Here is a 16,317-nt window from a genome sequence, read left to right as displayed (position 1 = left end):
CAGCGGGGGTGACATGTTTGTAGCAAGAATCATTTACCAAGGTACAGCCCCAGCGGGGTGATATATTTGTAGCAAGAACCATTTACCAAGGTACAGCCCAAGCGGGGTGTCATATTTGTAGCAAGAATCATTTACCAAGGTACAGCCCCAGCAGGGTGACATATTTGTAGCAAGAATCATTTACCAAGGTACAGCCCCATCGGGGTGGCATGTTTGTAGCAAGAATCGTTTACCAAGGTACAGCCCCAGCGGGGTGACATGTTTGTAGCAAGAATCATTTACCAAGGTACAGCCCCAGCGGGGTGACATATTTGTAGCAAGAATCGTACACCAAAGTACAGCCCCAGCGGGGTGACATGTTTGTAGCAAGAATCGTATACCAAGGTACAGCCCCATCGGGGTGACATATTTGTAGCAAGAATCGTACACCAAGGTACAGCCCCAGCGGGGTGACATGTTTGTAGCAAGAATCGTATACCAAGGTACAGCCCCATCGGGGTGACATATTTGTAGCAAGAATCGTACACCAAAGTACAGCCCCAGCGGGGTGACATGTTTGTCAAAATATCGCTTAAAATAGATTCCGCATCTTCGATGCGGAATGACAATCACAATATTAAATAGGTTGAGGTAAAAAACGATTCTTCGGCTTTGCCGAAGAATCGTTTTTTACCTCAACCCAAACACAATTTTTCTGTCATTCTGAGCGCAGCGAAGAATCCATTTTTGTTCAGCCAATACTTAGGAGCGTATCGCATACGCCTCCTTCCAAAATATCCGCGCCTAAAATCCATTTCAAAAATACGAAAGCGTATTAAGAACCCCAGAGGGATGTTAGTAACATTCATACCTACTGATTGATAATTCGAATGAACAACCTTCGTTAGAAGGTAATCACCGCGGACACAAGAACCCCAGAGGGGTTCAATATCAGTAACACCGATAATTAAAAAATAAATAGCCCTCGCCCCATGCAATCGCTTTAGCGATTGCATGGGGCGAGGGCTTATTCCGTAGACACATTCTTCTACTAATATTAAACTCCTCTGGAGTTTTTATCTACGCAACCTTATTGGATTGAAATTAACACTCCGATCAGTCCGTTGTACGGTAGCATAGGATTACATTATTAGCAACACCTATCCTTCAATCTTTTTATCTCTTTTTCCTACGGAAAATAATATCAATAATGCACCAAATAACAGCACTGCCCAACCCCATTTTATATTTAAGGTTTTCGATAGCAATCCATCGATAAGTTTAAATCCTAGATAATTATTGATTTGAAAGAAAACCAGAATAAATGCAATAACAATCCAAGCAATCAATACCAAAGCCGATATGCGAAAGGCACTTAATTTTCGCATAAAGAATAAGAGAACAGACAGTCCCAACAAACCATTAGTGATCATAAATAAGGCGGTATCAACCTGATAAAGATTCCAATTAGCCTGCAACGGAACTTTGAGGAAAGGGCAGAAAATTGCAGAAAAAAAGACTACAAAAAAACCTATTAAGGCAAGTGGTTTATTTAAACTTCTCATGACGTGAATTATATATCAAAGATGAGCATTTGAGCGGAAATAGAAAAGCTAATAATAGGATTTAAAGCATTTAAAGTGGGAAATCAGGTTCTGTTTTGGGGAATTGGGTATTCAGAAACTGTAATTAATGTCATTTATTGTGTGATGAAGAAATGATTGTCATCACAAATTTTCGGCAATCACCTTTGTATAAGCCTTTATAACAGCGTTTTAACATTATTTTAACACTATTTATAATCGTTCTAAATTCACTGTATTGACACATTTTTGACAATATCAACGTGCTTTTAATCTACATTTGCAGTACAAAATTATTGGAGAAATAATTAGGCTTTGAAGAATTTAAAAGTTATAGCGTTTACCCATAAACATGTTGATCTAAAGGATTTGGGGAATTTGGTGATATGCAATGAAGAATTGGATAGCCGCCTTATTAACTTAAAAAACAATTTAGACATTCCTGAAATATTCTACATCGGTACATGTAACCGGGTGGAATTTGTATTTTATGGTTCGCATGAGTTGAACGATGATTTTGTAGTCCAATTTTTGGACAGCATGAATTTTTGTGTTCCGGCGGAGCGTATGCAATGCTATTTGGGACAAGTAAACAGATATTCAGGTCTTGATGCATTAAATCATTTATTCCGCACTTCCTGCTCGATGGAGAGTTTGGTTGTTGGGGAGAAAGAAATCCTGGCACAGATTCGTCGTGCATACGATCGTTGTAAGGCGGCTGGATTTACCGGAGATTTCTTGAGATTGATGATGGACCGTTTAGTAAAAACTGCCAAAGAAGTCTATACCTTCACGAATATTTCTAGAAATCCAATTTCGGTTGTTTCCCTGGCATACCGTAAATTACGTGAAGTAAAATTAAAGGATAACCCAAGAATTCTAGTGATAGGATCGGGTGAGACCAACCAAAATTTAGCAAAGTATCTTAAGAAGCATAAATACAGTAATTTTACGATTTTCAACCGTACGGTTGCCAATGCGCAGGCCTTAGCTGAGGAATTACAAGCGCAGGTTTATCCGTTGAGTGAATTGAAAAATTACAAGAAGGGTTTTGATATGATGATCACTTGTACTGGTGCTCCGGAAGCGATTATTCATGAGGATTTATATGAATCTTTATTGAATGGCGAGGATGACAAGAAGGTGATTGTAGACTTAGCTATTCCAAACGATATTGATGCCGCTGTGATTGCCAAACACCCAATTCACTATATTGAGGTGAGCAGCTTGCAACAAATTGCTGAGAAAAATATTCAAGAGCGTTATGCTGAATTGGAGAATGCAGAAAAAATCATTGAGCAGAACATTAAGGAATTCTTACCATTATTGAAACAACGTCGTGTCGAGGTTGCCATGAAGGAGGTTCCGGAGAAGATCAAAGAAATCAAAGCGATGGCTTTATCGGAAGTTTTTGCAAATGAGGTCGAACAATTAGATCCGCAAGCTCGCGAAGTCCTGAACAAGGTAATTAACTATATGGAGAAGAAATACATCAAAGTTCCTATGGTTATGGCGAAGGAGATCTTGGTAAAATCTGCCGAATCAGAAAGTAATTAATATTAAATTTTCTTAAAAATATTCTGATTCTGACATTAAATCATCAGAATTAAGAGGCTATTTCCTTAAATTTGCCTCCGGAATATTCATTTGTAAATCTTTGAACGTGAACAGAAAACTAATTATCGGTACCCGAGGAAGTGAATTAGCATTATGGCAAGCCAACTTTGTTAAGGATCGATTAGCCGAAATATCAATAGAAGCTGAATTAAAAATCATCAAGACCCAAGGGGATATTGTTCAACACCTACGTTTGGACAAGTTGGAAGGTAAAGGCTTTTTCACCAAGGAATTGGAAGAAGAATTATTATCAGGTCAAATTGATTTAGCGGTTCATTCACACAAGGATTTACCTACCGTAAATCCGCCGGGATTAATCATTGCTGCAGTATCTGAGCGTGAAGACCCCTCCGAACTTTTAATTATTCATAAGGACTGCGTCGATATTACAAAACGTCTTTCCTTAAAACATAATGCCACAGTTGGTACCTCTTCCAACAGAAGAAAAGCCCAATTGCTATCCCTTCGTCCAGATCTGGAATTTGATGACCTTCGTGGGAATCTACAGACTCGCGTACAGAAATTACGCGATGATAAATACGATGCTATTGTATTGGCAAAAGCAGGTATTTCAAGGATCAGCATGGACCTTTCGGATTTTCATCTTGAGGAAATTGCTCCTGTAGAGGTAGTACCAGCACCTGCACAAGGTGTATTGGCGATTCAAATCCGTGAATCGGATAAAGAGTTATTTGAGGTATTACAGCAAATCCACGATAAGGAAGTAGCAGAAGCTATTTCAGTGGAACGTAAAGTATTGAACTTATTCGATGCCGGTTGTCATGCTCCACTAGGAAGCTATTGCCGTAAGAAAGATGGCGTATTTCAATCTTGGACTTCGATTGCTGACACGAATGAGGACTTTCCTGATCGTCTATTCCTAGAGTCAAATACCGTGGAAGGTATGGCAGACAAGATTTTTTCAAAATATAAGAAAGACAGAAAGCTTCCATCTTCGGTTTTTATCACGCGTGATCTTGCTGAAAACTCTTATTTAGCACGTTTCTTAAAGAAACATGATATCCAGGTAGATGCTCGTTCATTAATTCGCATTTTCCCAACCATCAATAAATTGGATTCTTTTATTCTTAAAAGAGCAGATTGGATTTTCTTCAATTCAAAGAATGCCATTGAGCATTTCTTTAAATTAGAGCCTTGGATTTTAAAGAAAACCAAAATTGGTGTCCTTGGAAGAGGTTCGGAAGACACCTTACGTAAGTTCAATCGTGTTGCAGACTTCTCTGGAGACGATTTAGGTATTGATACCGAAGGAATTGCGCAAGAATTTGCGAAAATGGTTGATGGTCAAACGGTCTTGATTCCACGTGCTGAGGGTTCATTACAAACCATTCAAAGAGCATTGACGGAAAATACGAAGGTAATTGATATGCCGATCTATGAGACGGTCATCGAGGAAGAAGTTGACAAGAGCAATGCCGAGGTATTAATTTTCACGAGCCCAAGTAATGTAGAGGCTTATTTTCGTGAGAATTTAGCAGAACCAGATCAAAAGATTATTTGTATTGGTCACTCAACGGCCAAAGCCATTGATGCCCTTGGATTAAAATACACACTTCCCTATACCCCGGATGAAATAGGTTTGGCAGAAGCTGTATTTGGATTAGATTATTAATAAACATATTGTAAAGGGGGATAATTCCCCCTTTACTCTTACATAAAAATTAAAAACATGTTACACCGTCCTAGAAGAAACAGAAAATCAGCAGTAATCCGCGATATGGTTCAAGAGAATCATGTATTTGCATCGAATTTGATTTTCCCTTTGTTTATTGTAGATGGAGACAACCAAAAAGTTGAAGTATCCTCCATGCCAGGTATCTACCGTTATTCGATTGATAATTTATTACGCGAGGTAGAGAGCTGTATGAATTTAGGATTAAAGGCATTCGATTTATTCCCTGCTGTTGAAGAGTCCTTGAAGGACAAATATGCGACTGAAAGTTATCGTGAGGGAACTTTATACTTGAGAGCTATTGATGCGGTGAAGAAGAACTTCCCAGAGGCTTGTGTTGTTACAGATGTGGCAATGGATCCTTACAGTTCAGATGGTCACGATGGAATTGTTGAGAATGGTGAAATTCTAAACGATGAGACCTTGGAGGTATTAGGAAAAATGGCTTTGGCACATGCTCAGAATGGCGCAGATATTATTGCTCCTTCCGATATGATGGATGGCAGAATTGGCTATTTGCGTACTATTTTGGACGAGAATGGTTTCAGCAATGTATCCTTAATGTCCTATACTGCGAAATATGCATCTGCGTATTATGGTCCATTCCGTGATGCCTTAGGTTCAGCACCGAAAAAAGGAGATAAGAAATCTTATCAGATGAATCCTGCCAATAGTAAAGAAGCATTAATTGAGGCTCAGTTAGATACCCAAGAAGGTGCGGATTTTCTAATGGTAAAACCAGGATTACCGTATTTAGATGTTATTAAATTATTAAGTGATAATTTCGATTTACCAATTGCAGCATATAACGTATCGGGAGAATACGCGATGTTAAAAGCGGCGATTGCGAATGGATGGTTAAGTGAGCAGGTAATTTTAGAAACCTTAATGAGTTTCAAAAGAGCTGGTGCGACATCAATTTTGACCTACCATGCGAAAGAAGTTATTGAAAAAGGCTGGGTAAAATAGCCCATAAATCAATTATTTGGCTATTTTTGTAAGCCTAAATGGCGACCATATTTATTTTTTTTCTACAAAATGGAACATACACGAATTAAAGAATTATTAAAATCAGAGGATTTCGGCAAAGAAGTTATTGTAAAAGGATGGGTTCGTACCTTCCGTAATAATCAATTTATAGCTATCAATGACGGGTCTACTATCAATAATATTCAGGCGGTCATTGATTTTGAGAATACATCGGATGCGATTTTGAAAAGAATCACAACAGGTGCTGCTGTACGTGTAAAAGGAAATTTGGTAGAATCCATGGGTAAAGGGCAAAAAGTTGAGATCAAGGCTACTGATGTTTCAATCATTGGCGATTCAGACCCTGAGAAATACCCATTGCAACCTAAGAAACATAGTTTGGAATTTCTTCGTGAGATTGCACACCTACGTTTCCGTACGGGTACTTTCAATGCAATTTTCAAAGTTCGTAATGCATTGGCTTTTGCGGTGAATAAATTTTTCCAGGAACGTGACTTCGTCTACATGCATACCCCAATCATTACAGGTTCGGATGCAGAAGGAGCTGGAGAGATGTTCCGTGTAACGACTTTAGATTTAAACAATATCCCGAGAACTGAAAATGGAGAGATTGATTTCAAAGAAGACTTCTTTGGAAAATCAACCAACCTTACCGTTTCTGGTCAGTTAGAAGGTGAATTAGCGGCATTAGCATTTGGAAACATCTATACTTTCGGACCTACTTTTAGAGCTGAAAACTCCAATACAACACGTCACTTAGCAGAGTTCTGGATGATTGAGCCAGAGATGGCTTTCTATGAATTAGAAGATAACATGGACTTGGCCGAGGACTTATTGAAATATGTAATCCGTTATGCATTGGAGCAATGTCCTGAAGAAATTGAATTCCTAAACAATCGTTTATTGGAAGAAGAGAAATCTAAACCACAAAACGAACGTTCTGAATTAAATCTGATCGAAAAGTTAAACTTCGTCATCAACAATGATTTCGAGCGTGTAACTTATACAGAGGCTATCGAAATTTTATTGAGAAGCAAGCCTAATCAAAAGAAACAATTCAAATATCTGATTGAGAATTGGGGAGCTGATTTACAATCCGAGCATGAGCGTTTCTTGGTTGAAAAGCATTTCAAAAAACCCGTAATCTTAACAGACTATCCAAGAGAGATTAAATCATTTTACATGAAACAGAATCCAGTGGATGCGAATGGAAGACAAACTGTTCGTGCGATGGATATCTTATTCCCTGGGATTGGCGAAATGGTCGGAGGATCACAACGTGAAGAAAACCTAGAAAAACTAATCACCAGAATGGGTGAAGTAGGCATTCCTACGGAAGAGATGGAATGGTTCTTAGATACACGTCGTTTTGGTTCAGTGCCGCATTCAGGATTTGGAGTAGGATTTGAGCGATTGGTATTATTTACGACGGGTATGACGAATATCCGCGATGTAATTCCTTTCCCAAGGACCCCAAACAACGCAGAATTTTAGAAATAATTCAAAATATAAAAAACCGTCAAAACAAACATTATTTTGACGGTTTTTGTTTATTATGTAATATTGACAACAATTATATAAACTAATCCATGTTACTAAAGATCTACAATGACAATCCGAATCCAAAGGCTATAGAAGAAGCAGTGGAGGTATTAAGAAAAGGAGGCGTGATTATCTACCCAACAGATACGGTATATGGTATTGGTTGTGATATTACGAACCAGAAGGCCATTGAACGCGTTTGTTCCATTCGCGGATTAAAGCCTGAAAAATCGAATCTATCTTTTATCTGTTATGATCTGACAGATATTTCTCAATACACAAAACCATTTGACACGACAGTCTTTCGGGTATTGAAAAAAGCTTTACCCGGTCCATTCACCTTTATTTTCAATGCGAGCTCGCAAGTACCAAAACTATTGAGTTCTAAAAAGAAAACCGTGGGTATCCGTATTCCGGACAACAATATCGTTCGTGACATTGTGAAGGAATTAGGCAATCCTATTGTGACGACATCGATTCACGATGATGATGAAATCATTGAATATTCTACAGATCCTGAATTAATCTATGAGAAATTTGAGGATAAGGTAGATCTAGTGATAGATGGCGGGTACGGTGATAACGTTGCTTCCACGGTCGTAGATGTCACTTCTGGTGATTTCGAAATAATACGGGAAGGAAAAGGTGATTTAGAGCAATATCTATAGTCTAGCTTCTACCCTTTCCTTAATGGCGGCATTGAAAAGCTCAAAACCTTTCTTTGTATTTCCTTGAATCATTTTCTTTAGAAATGGAACCAGAATTCCTGAAAACATCTCTCCTTGAGTAAGGAGGGTTTGATTATTTCCAGCATTTTGTAGGATAAAATAGTGTTCACCATCAAAGATCCCATTGATCATAAGACTACCACGCCAGCGTAATTCTTTGTTGGGTTCTATTTTCAAAAAGACAGGGTTCATTTTCATACTGGTACTACCGGGTTGTCCAAGTAAAACTTTTGTCCTTTTACCAACTTCAGGGTTACCAAAAAACTCGGCAATGGTTGGGCTCCATTCAGGATAGGCTTTAAAGTCAGATAATACCGCCCATACAGCTTCTATGTGAGCATCGATTATGATTTGTGTTTCTATTTGTTCTTTCATACCTCAAAGTTAAGGCAGCCCCAGCTAGAAGCACTTGACATTTATCAAGAAGAAATTTTATTCCGGATTCTACTTAGGGTTTCTGGGCTCATCCCCAATACAGAGGCAATATATTGTAAGGGAACTTGATTAAAGAATGATTTATTCTGCTCAAAATATTTGTTATATCGTTCTTCAGCCGATAGAGCAATAAAATCAAACACGCGATGTTCGATTTGCATAAAGCATTTGGCAATAAATCGCTTTTCAATAACATTCCAATTTGGGATGGAATCTTGGATTTCGAGGTAATCTTTTTTATTCAAAGTCCACAATTTTGTGGGGGTCAAGGCTTCAATGGAACCAATGGAGGGGTTATCGAAAAAGAAAGAAGCCAAGTCAGTTATAAAATAGCCATCGTTTCCAATCCATTGCGTTACTTCCTTTGAATCGGTCCATTTAAAGACCCTACAGATTCCTTCTTCAATAAAACTAAGCTTATTACAGGGTTTTCCAGCTTCTAAAAACAATTGGTTCTTGGATAATTCTTCCGGTACAAACCTGGAAACAATCAATTCCACCTGCTCATCAGAGAGTTCGAACATCTGTAATAATTGCTGCTTAAAATTCATTAGCCTTCCATTTTTAACTGCGTTTGACGCCTTCTCTCATAAATATAAGCAATATTAAAAATGATAACTGCAATCAATATCAATCCAAATGCAATGATTTGGGTGCTATTGATAGCCTCTTTGTAATAAAAAATGGCCAAACAGAAACTAATGATCGGGTTGAGGTATAGTAGGATTCCAACAACAGATGAATCCAGCCCTTTCAGGGCATAGATATTCAAGAATAGGGGAATAATGGTGTACCCTATGGCAATTATCAAGATATAGCTATAGAATTCGGTAGTTTTCGGCACTGAAGGGTCAATGATGCTAAGAATGGGTAACAATAAGATGGTACTCACCAGGATATGGATAGTAAGCGTAAAGAATTTATCGATTTGAAATTTATTCTTCTGCAGAACTAAGTAAGCCGCATAGGATAGGGCGATAAAAAAGCTATAGATTAAATCCAGGAAATGACCGTAGGCCAATAGCAGGCAACTCACCACACTTAATCCAACAGCAAACCATTGCCAATTGCCGAGACGTTCCTTGAGGAAGATACTGGCCAGAACGGTGGTCAGGATTGGACAGATCAGATAGGCCAATGCCGTGGCATTCACACTGATTGCATTCATGACATAGATGAAAATAAACCAGTTCATTCCCAATAGCACGGCACTTGCCAATACATTGATGAGGAGTTTTTTTCTTTCCGAGGAATTTGTGGACTTGAGATATTTTATACTGGCGAGGGTTTGCTTTCTTCGAAAAATAAAACAAGCCAATAAGATACAGACTGAGGCAAAAAGTACGCGGTGAATTAATATGTCGAGGGCTTCATAATCACTGAGAGGCCTTAGTACCAGGGCAAATGTTCCCCAAATAATAAAGCCTGTCAATGCTGACAGGTAATATTTCATAGATTAGTTTAAGAAAAAAAGAACTAAAGAATAATAAACTCTTCGATTACGACCTTCCCTACATACTCATTGACACGGCCAATAATCTGTCTACGCATCATTGCAAGTTCATTTTTGATGACTGCAGATTCAACGCGGACGAAAAGCTTTTTATCTTTGATATAGATTTGTTGGGTTCGGTTTGCGATTGCACTTCCAATGAGTTCAGGCCAAGCAGAGAGAATGGATGTTTCATCATATTTCCTTCTCAGTCTATAAACATCTAATAATTTTTCTACTGCTTGTTTGATGGTGACATCATCACTTCTCCTAAATGCATCATCATTATACTTCGCCATTGATCTGACCTCCTTGAATGTCAAAGATACGAATTGGCTTTCCTATTTCTTGAAATATTTTCCTTATTCTATTGGAGTCCGTGTCGGTCAGGAAGATCTGTCCGAATTCATCTTCCGAAACCAGCTGCATCAATTTCCGGGTTCTTTGTTCGTCCAATTTATCGAAGATATCATCGAGCAAGAGTAGCGGTTTGAATTGTTTTCTATTTTTCAGAAAAGCATATTGAGCTAACTTCAATGCGATTAAGAAGGATTTTTGTTGACCTTGAGAACCAAATTTCTTCAGAGGCATTCCATCGTGGATACTGAACTGCAGGTCATCCTTATGGATTCCTACGGTTGTTCTTTCCAGAGCCCGATCTTTGTCCAACTGTTTGGTCAATAGGTCCAGAAAATCTTGATTTTGAAGTTGGGATTCATATACAAGATCCACCTGTTCTACATCCTCCGACAAGAACTGATAGTATCTGCGAAATTCGGGGAGGAATTCCTCCATAAATTTTTGACGGCGTTCGAAGATTCGCTCTCCAGCTTCGACGAGCTGAAAATTTAATACTTCCAGTAACCCCAGGTCGAAAACTCCGGTTTCACGAATATTCTTTAGTACGGTATTACGGTTTAAAAGAATCCGGTTGTATGAAATCAGGATATCGAGATACTGATTATCGGTTTGGGAGATTACATTATCCACGAATTTCCGGCGTTCTTCACTACCATCCATGATGATAAAGGAATCATTTGGAGAAATCATGACCAAAGGAAACTGGCCTATGTGGTCCGCAAGGCGGTTGTATTCTTTTTTATTTTTCTTGAATTGTTTTTTTTGATTCCTCTTGATGCTACAAGAGACCGCATCCATAACGGTTTCTTTATCAAATTGTCCTTGAACCATAAACCAGTCCTCCCCTTTTTTGATGTGCTGGGAATCGATGGGATTGAAATAGGATTTACAAAGGGATAGATAGTGGATTGCATCCAATAAATTAGTCTTACCTGAACCATTCTGCCCTGTAAAGGCATTTGTTTCAGGTAAAAAATCTAAAGAAGAATCTGTGTAGTTCTTAAAATTTAAGACGGATAGATGTTTCAGCCACATAGCAATGCAAAGATATGCTTTTTCCTTGGGCTAATCTTTATTTTACTTCTTCAAAGTCAATAAACTCACCTGCAGTCTCGGTTCCTTTTTTAGCTTTGTGCTCTTTGGGCGGCATGTATTCCACACGTACTTTTCCGTCAGGGCGTTGTTGTTGCTGTTGTTTGAACTGAGAGAAAGGATCATTATAGTTTTGTTGATTAGGACCACCATTGGCATATTGCCCTTGGGCACCATTCATAATCTTTTCGGCTACCTTCTTCATAAAAAAGGGCATCAAAAGACGAATCCCAATTTTAAATAGGTAGTAAAATACAACTGCTGATATTAAGAAATATATAAATGTCATTTTTAAATGCTTTAAATCAAATTTAATAAATAAAAGACATCAAAGATGATAGGATTGTCAAGAAAATCTCAGTTAACATTTTTTTACTTTTCCGCTTTTGCCTTTAGTACGGCTTGAAGCAGTTGCGTCGGATGCTGAGAACCAATCACATACACTAATCCATCATTATCGGTAAGCCATAAAGCTTCCTTACCGCCAGAATAGAATCTAATCTTTCCATTCTTATGTAAATTATAAACAGGATTATTAAAGAAAAAGTTTGAATACTTTCCTTTTTCTATTTTCCGAATGGAGTTAAGATCAATTTTTACCAAACTCGTGGTCCACAAACCACTTAAAATTACATGGGTCTTGGTGACTGTTGTCCTATAGCTGACCATATATAACATGATAATGGATACGATCAGAATCCCGACACCCACAATAAAAAATAATTGCTGGGATACCACATGCTCCCAATTGATATAATATGCAACAAAACAAAACAATGCCAGGATTAATCTGACACTAATCCAAGTCCAATCCCTCCCTAGATATTGTTTTTCCTGAAATAAGATTTGTTCTTCTTCCATAATTGCTATTTGTATACTAAAGTAAGTACTTTCTTTGTATTTTCTGTCACTTTAAAGCGATTATCTAAGCGCATTCCGAGCAACCAAATAACCTGTCCGTCGGAATTAACCAATATAGGCAGCTCTTCTTTTTCAAATCGATTTAATTTTTGCTGGATAAAGTAATCACTCAGTTTTTTAGACCCATTCATACCCAATGGTTTAAAAGAATCGCCTTGTTTCCATGTTCGCAATAGTAAAGGGAATTGAAGCAAATCCTGGTCTATGTGAACTACATTCACATCCTTGTTTGTACTAAACTCCTGATCTTCGATAAAATACAGGGATTTCCCTTGAATATTTGGGATTTCAGTTAAATCAGGAATCACAATTTCATTAAAATTAGCTTTCCCTTTTTCCCGAATAATAAGGTCTTCCCGATCCAATAACATTTCATGAGTATCGGATTCAAAGAGCTGACCCATCCCCTTATCGATAACCGCCCCTAAATCTTCAAGCACATTCCTTTGAAAATGAAAAGGCCTAAAAAGTTCAAACATTAAATAAGAATCTGACACATGCTCTTTCAGATCTTTTAAATTCACTTTCACAAACTTTCCTTCCGTACGAAACAGTTCCTTTCGAAGTTTGTCCAGCATTTTATGAATTAGCTGTTGGCTTTCTTCAAAATGCTTCATGTTCTGAGCAAGAATTGATTCAAATTCAGGCTGTATTTCCTTAAACTTGGGGATAATCTCCAATCTGATTTTATTTCGGGCATATTTTGTCGAGAAATTAGATTGATCATCACGGTACGGAATCTGTCGATTATTAACCTCTGCGGCAACTTCATCGGCAGTCAAAAATAATATAGGTCTGATAATAGAACCTCTTTTGGGTTGAATCCCCAGTAATCCCTGAATACCAGTCGATCGCGTTAAATTTAACAACATGGTTTCCAGATGATCATTGGCATGTTGGGCTACCGCAATGCACTGGCAATTATTTTCCTGTCTTAATTCTTCAAACCAGGCATACCTCAGTTCCCGAGCTGCCATTTGTATGGAAACCTTATTTTCCAAGGCATAAGCTTCCGTATCAAAATGATTTACAAAAACTGGGAATCCCAATGTTTTACCATATTCACGAACCAATGCTTCATCCTTATCCGATTCTTCAGCGCGCAAATGAAAATTACAATGAGCGATAATACAGTCAATTTTTAGATCATGAAATAAGGTAGCCATAAGCATGGAGTCTTTTCCCCCACTGATAGCTAATACTACTCTTGCATCTTTGACCAAGAGCTCCTTATCTTCGATAAACTGAATTAATCTTTTTGAAACGGACATAGTCCAAAATTACAGATAATAAATAATCTTGAGTTAGGGGCATTAAAATTTATTGTTTAACAATTTTTTGCTAATTAATTCTATATTTTTGCGCTTGTGAGATACCTATTAGTACTATTAATAAGCATGATATGCTTGTCTACATATGGACAAGATGAGTTTACCCCCGTTAATACCGCAACGGACAATGCCCCGATGCGCCTGGTATCTTCGTCAAGCAGTAGATTTATCAATCAGAAAATTCTTCGAAGTTATAATGCGGTGTATGAACATAAGGGTTCTACCCTAGCAGCAGATAGCGGGGATTTATATAAGGATGATATTGGGAATGAGTTTTTTGAGGCTCATGGCAATATAGTTATTACCCAACCCTCAGGAACAGTTATTCAAGGAACACATTTACATTACGATGCATCATCACAGCATGCTGTATTGACAAAAAATGTGAAAATGGTCGATGCACAAAGTACCTTGACCACCAACTACCTGACCTATAACTTAAGAAGCCAACAGGGAACATATACCGGTGGTGGTCGGATTATAGGGCAAGGAGATACAATTACCTCCCAACGGGCATATTATTTTGAGAATACAAAGGATGCCTATTTCAATAATAAAGTGGTTGTTCGAAATGCCAGTACGATTATCTACACGGACTCTATGCAATATAATACCATGTATAGAGATGCATTTTTCTTTGGTCCGACTACGATTAATGGGCGTCAAGGGGAGAAATTATACACAGAAAAGGGTACATACAACACCGAATTCGGAGTTGCAAAATTCAATAAAAACAACTTATATACGGAGGGCAGCCGCTTTTTAAAAGGGGATAGTTTATTTTATGACCGTAATAAAGGTCTCGGTGAAGCCTTTCGGAATGTATTGTTTGTGGATACCTTGGATAAGTTTTATGCAAGTGGTGAATACGGAAAATATATAGAGGCGGATCAATCTATTTTGATGACCAATAAGCCGCTCATAAAATATGTTATCAAAACGGATTCCTCAGATAATAGTCAAGACACGGTACAGGTCGATACAGTGAACAAGGAAAATCTTTCCAAGCGAGAGTTAAGAAAGATAGAAAAGGCACAGGAAAAAGAGCGCGAAAAAGAGCTTGAGCAATTAGAAGAGAAGGAGAAGGAAAAACCAGCGGACAGCAAAAACGGGATTATTAAACCGGCAGAACCGGATAGCTTATCCAAACCTATCGTCCGGCAAAACACCAAAATTGATACCGCCTATATGACGGCTGACACCTTGTTTTCAAAGGTCATCTTTGTTCGGGAATATAGACCTCTGGATTTGAAATTGGATCGGAATGGTGGTCAGTTGGAAGATACCGTGGAAGTGGATTATGGAGATATGGATGAGGTTGACTTGGTGTCTACGGGCGATTCCAGTGTTACCCAATCTGCTGTAAAAGAAGCTGCAAAACCTGCTGTCAGCAAAGATGCAGTAAGCAACTCGAAGCCAGCTGTTAAAAAGCCAGCGCCCAAGACACCTGTAAAACCAAAACCTGTCGATCCAGCAAGTATTCAGGCCTCCACAAAAGCCGATAGTATCTTGCGAAGGAATGCCGTCATGCCGACGAAGGCGGAGCATGACAGTTTGTTTAACAATGCCCTCAAGGCAGCCCAGGCTGTGGATACGGTCATGAAGGATTCAACGAAAATTTATTCCGATACAGCTAGGACCCGGATTGTAAAAGCATATTATAATGTTAGGGTCTATAAATCGGACTTACAAGCTGTTGCAGACTCTGTTTATTACGGCATGGTCGACTCCATGTTCCGTTTTATGGGTTCACCTATGATCTGGTCAGATGGATCTCAAATCAATGCAGATACCATCTATATGCAGATTAAGAACAATAAAATGGATAATGCCCTGTTAAAGGATAATGCCTTTATGGTCAACGCCGTTTTGGATACCTTGAAATTCAATCAGCTCAAGGGACGAAAGATAACCGCCTTTTTTGCCAATAATAATATTGACCGGATATTTGTTGATGGGAATGCGGAGAACCTTGTATTCACCACCAATGACAAGACGAATACGATTACAGAAATGTTTCACGATCGAAGTAGTCGGATCAAGGTTTTTATGGAGGGTAAGAAAATAATCGATTATTTTTCCATCCGTAAAGTTGATCAGAAGATATATCCATTCAAGTTGGTTACGCAGGAGATTGAGGTCTTGCCAGGCTTCTTATGGAAGCCCGAGGACCGGCCTAAATCTGTGGAGGATATGTTGAACAGAAAACGTGTAAAAACAGCTGCAGTTCCAGATCAGAAAGATAAACAGCCAGGTACAGCTACAGATGCAGGGGATAATCCAGAAACGGAAAAAGAACAGAAAAGCCCAGCGGTGAAACCGAAAGAAGAAAAAGGATTAGAGAGTAAGGAAACTCTTAAAACTGTCCCAGACTCTTCGAGTACTCAACCAGTGGTTAAACCGGTCAATCAACCAGATAGTACTTTGAAAGGAAAACCGGATAGTACATTGAAATTTAAAACAGATAGTACGATAAAGGTTCAAGCAGATAGTAGCTTCAAGGTAAAGCCAGATAGTTTGAATAAAATTAAATAACATAAAAAAATCGCTGTCT

Annotated in this window: 15 protein-coding genes; 6 read left to right on the top strand and 9 right to left on the bottom strand. The window is 38.4% G+C overall.

Annotated features, from left to right (window positions below; translation table 11 throughout):
* Positions 1 to 1,139 precede the first annotated feature (1,139 nt).
* On the bottom strand, positions 1,140 to 1,544 hold the full coding sequence (locus tag ACF3OC_RS02390) for a hypothetical protein (protein ID WP_094280247.1): 405 nt from the start codon (positions 1,542 to 1,544) through the stop codon (positions 1,140 to 1,142).
* 333 nt (positions 1,545 to 1,877) lie between these two features.
* Between ACF3OC_RS02390 and hemA the strand changes: the two genes are divergently transcribed.
* The 5 genes from hemA to ACF3OC_RS02365 all read left to right on the top strand — a co-directional run bounded on the left by hemA (position 1,878) and on the right by ACF3OC_RS02365 (position 8,072).
* Complete coding sequence (gene hemA, locus ACF3OC_RS02385) at positions 1,878 to 3,119, top strand: glutamyl-tRNA reductase (protein WP_094255512.1); 1,242 nt, start codon at positions 1,878 to 1,880, stop codon at positions 3,117 to 3,119.
* A gap of 106 nt (positions 3,120 to 3,225) precedes the next feature.
* Entirely contained in the window at positions 3,226 to 4,812 is a 1,587-nt protein-coding gene (gene hemC / locus ACF3OC_RS02380) for a hydroxymethylbilane synthase (RefSeq protein WP_094255513.1), read from the top strand.
* Between the two features lie 57 nt (positions 4,813 to 4,869).
* Entirely contained in the window at positions 4,870 to 5,841 is a 972-nt protein-coding gene (hemB, locus tag ACF3OC_RS02375) for a porphobilinogen synthase (protein ID WP_094280248.1), read from the top strand.
* Between the two features lie 69 nt (positions 5,842 to 5,910).
* On the top strand, positions 5,911 to 7,356 hold the full coding sequence (gene asnS / locus ACF3OC_RS02370; RefSeq protein ID WP_094255515.1) for an asparagine--tRNA ligase: 1,446 nt from the start codon (positions 5,911 to 5,913) through the stop codon (positions 7,354 to 7,356).
* 95 nt (positions 7,357 to 7,451) lie between these two features.
* Positions 7,452 to 8,072 carry an L-threonylcarbamoyladenylate synthase gene (locus tag ACF3OC_RS02365; RefSeq protein ID WP_094280249.1) on the top strand — a complete coding sequence of 207 codons (621 nt, stop codon included), beginning with the start codon at positions 7,452 to 7,454 and terminating at the stop codon, positions 8,070 to 8,072.
* Here the strand turns inward: ACF3OC_RS02365 and ACF3OC_RS02360 are convergent.
* The 8 genes from ACF3OC_RS02360 to tilS form a co-directional block, all read right to left on the bottom strand.
* Complete coding sequence (locus tag ACF3OC_RS02360) at positions 8,067 to 8,507, bottom strand: SRPBCC domain-containing protein (RefSeq protein ID WP_094280250.1); 441 nt, start codon at positions 8,505 to 8,507, stop codon at positions 8,067 to 8,069. The two genes, ACF3OC_RS02365 and ACF3OC_RS02360, sit on opposite strands and share 6 nt — an antisense overlap.
* 44 nt (positions 8,508 to 8,551) lie before the next feature.
* Positions 8,552 to 9,118, bottom strand: a complete 567-nt coding sequence (locus ACF3OC_RS02355; RefSeq protein WP_094280251.1) for a Crp/Fnr family transcriptional regulator — start codon at positions 9,116 to 9,118, stop codon at positions 8,552 to 8,554.
* Complete coding sequence (locus tag ACF3OC_RS02350; protein ID WP_094280252.1) at positions 9,118 to 10,020, bottom strand: EamA family transporter; 903 nt, start codon at positions 10,018 to 10,020, stop codon at positions 9,118 to 9,120. Before ACF3OC_RS02350 ends, ACF3OC_RS02355 begins: the two co-directional genes overlap by 1 nt.
* Positions 10,021 to 10,043: 23 nt before the next feature.
* Entirely contained in the window at positions 10,044 to 10,358 is a 315-nt protein-coding gene (locus ACF3OC_RS02345) for a DUF721 domain-containing protein (protein ID WP_094255520.1), read from the bottom strand.
* Positions 10,345 to 11,454 carry a DNA replication/repair protein RecF gene (gene recF, locus ACF3OC_RS02340; RefSeq protein WP_094280253.1) on the bottom strand — a complete coding sequence of 370 codons (1,110 nt, stop codon included), beginning with the start codon at positions 11,452 to 11,454 and terminating at the stop codon, positions 10,345 to 10,347. The genes ACF3OC_RS02345 and recF overlap by 14 nt, the downstream gene beginning before the upstream one ends.
* A gap of 37 nt (positions 11,455 to 11,491) precedes the next feature.
* Complete coding sequence (locus ACF3OC_RS02335) at positions 11,492 to 11,800, bottom strand: DUF4834 family protein (protein WP_094255522.1); 309 nt, start codon at positions 11,798 to 11,800, stop codon at positions 11,492 to 11,494.
* An 83-nt stretch (positions 11,801 to 11,883) separates the two neighbouring features.
* Entirely contained in the window at positions 11,884 to 12,372 is a 489-nt protein-coding gene (locus ACF3OC_RS02330; RefSeq protein WP_094255523.1) for a hypothetical protein, read from the bottom strand.
* A gap of 5 nt (positions 12,373 to 12,377) precedes the next feature.
* Positions 12,378 to 13,703, bottom strand: a complete 1,326-nt coding sequence (gene tilS / locus ACF3OC_RS02325) for a tRNA lysidine(34) synthetase TilS (RefSeq protein WP_094280254.1) — start codon at positions 13,701 to 13,703, stop codon at positions 12,378 to 12,380.
* A 96-nt stretch (positions 13,704 to 13,799) separates the two neighbouring features.
* On the opposite strand from tilS, the gene ACF3OC_RS02320 reads away from it, so the two are divergent.
* Entirely contained in the window at positions 13,800 to 16,298 is a 2,499-nt protein-coding gene (locus ACF3OC_RS02320; protein ID WP_392470796.1) for an OstA-like protein, read from the top strand.
* Positions 16,299 to 16,317 lie beyond the last annotated feature (19 nt).

The organism is Sphingobacterium cellulitidis, from assembly GCF_043187465.1.
In the GTDB taxonomy this organism is placed as follows: Bacteria; Bacteroidota; Bacteroidia; order Sphingobacteriales; family Sphingobacteriaceae; genus Sphingobacterium; species Sphingobacterium cellulitidis.
Note: the sequence above shows the minus strand (reverse complement) of the source record. Positions and strands in the feature narration are given on the sequence as shown.